Origin of the sequence: Microcoleus sp. w2-18bC1, from assembly GCF_036700365.1 — a bacterium.
GTDB lineage: Bacteria > Cyanobacteriota > Cyanobacteriia > Cyanobacteriales > Microcoleaceae > Microcoleus.
The window spans coordinates 1-1209 of the sequence record NZ_JAUBOS010000166.1; the positions used below are offsets into that span (position 1 = coordinate 1).

2 protein-coding genes are annotated in these 1209 nt (G+C 45.7%); both read right to left on the reverse strand.

Going from position 1 to position 1209, the window contains the following annotated elements; genetic code table 11:
• Positions 1-180 precede the first annotated feature (180 nt).
• Positions 181-438 (reverse strand): IS66 family transposase, encoded by a 258-nt coding sequence (locus tag QT979_RS28865; RefSeq protein ID WP_333312390.1) that lies wholly within the window; start codon positions 436-438, stop codon positions 181-183.
• A complete protein-coding gene (locus QT979_RS28870; protein ID WP_333312391.1) occupies positions 386-1156 on the reverse strand; it encodes a DUF6444 domain-containing protein in 771 nt (256 codons plus the stop codon). The genes QT979_RS28865 and QT979_RS28870 overlap by 53 nt, the downstream gene beginning before the upstream one ends.
• Positions 1157-1209 lie beyond the last annotated feature (53 nt).

Consider the following 1209-nt stretch of genomic DNA (forward strand, 5'->3'; position numbering starts at 1 on the left):
GTAACAAACCTGCTGCATAGCCAACTTGGTTGAACCAAGTGGCCAAAGCTTGATTCAATCGTATTTTGAAATCCTCAGCCCAAGAGTCGTAGGTAAGTTGCTCCTTCGTCTTTCGCTCCCGACTCATGGGATCTAAAAGCTTCATCAATTAATGACAGAAATATTTGAGCGACTGCTGCATTATTGTTGCCCGGAAGTCCCAGCACTTTCTTGAAATGCCGTCGTAAATGGGCTAGACACTTCTGTTGGGCTATGACGAAAGCAACCATTATAAACGCTGAAATCATCTGAGCTTAAGACTCCAGCAAATTCTTTGCCCAGCATGGTTTCTAGTTCCACACGTCCTCTGGTATCTGCGGCATGAAATAAACAGAATCCTTTTCCACTAGCCGTCCACAGCCATTCTTTGACTCCCATCACACACCGGGGGCGTTTCATCTACATGAACGTTTGATTGAAGAGGTGCCCATTCCCACAGTGCTTTGATAGCTGGCTCTACTGCTGCTGCTACTCGTTGATTGGTTTTTTGGAGTGTTCCTACGGACACTTCTATCGTGCCGAGTTCCCACAACAATTCAGTCAGCTTTTCGTAGGAAAGATGCCCATAATTCCCCAGCCAGACGCCGGGTGCTTGGAGATTAACGCTCAAGTCTTGGCCTGGAACCACTCCCTGATGTGGTTCTCCTCTGACTACTGCACCACATTCTAGGCATTTACACGATTGTGTCTGATATTCGACGACTTCGATTGGTTTGGCGACTAGAGTTGCTACTTGCTGTCTGTGGATGTTAATTACTTGACTTAATTCTTGACTACCACAATTGAGACAGATGTCGGGTGAGCTAATTTCGGTTCTGTCTACTCGTCCAAACCATGAGCGGGTTTTTCCCTGATGACCTGGTTGTCCACCTGGTTTCTTTTTTTGGTCTGCTTCTGGTGTGACTGTTGGTTTCTCTGATTTCTGGATCAGATCCGTTGATGGGGGCTTTGATGAAGTCTGACTGGTGGTTCGACTTTTGCCCGTAGCAATGGCTAGTTTTTCTTGTAATTCTTCAATAATTTTTTGCAGCCCCAGTACCATTTCTACCAGTTCAGCTTGGCTCAACTGCTCGATTTCGGTTTTTTTCGGCTCTCTGGTTGCTGGGGGCTTTTTCATTGGTTTATTTTACCAGCTTTTGTCACCGAAGTTTTTTTGACCTGAATCCTTAC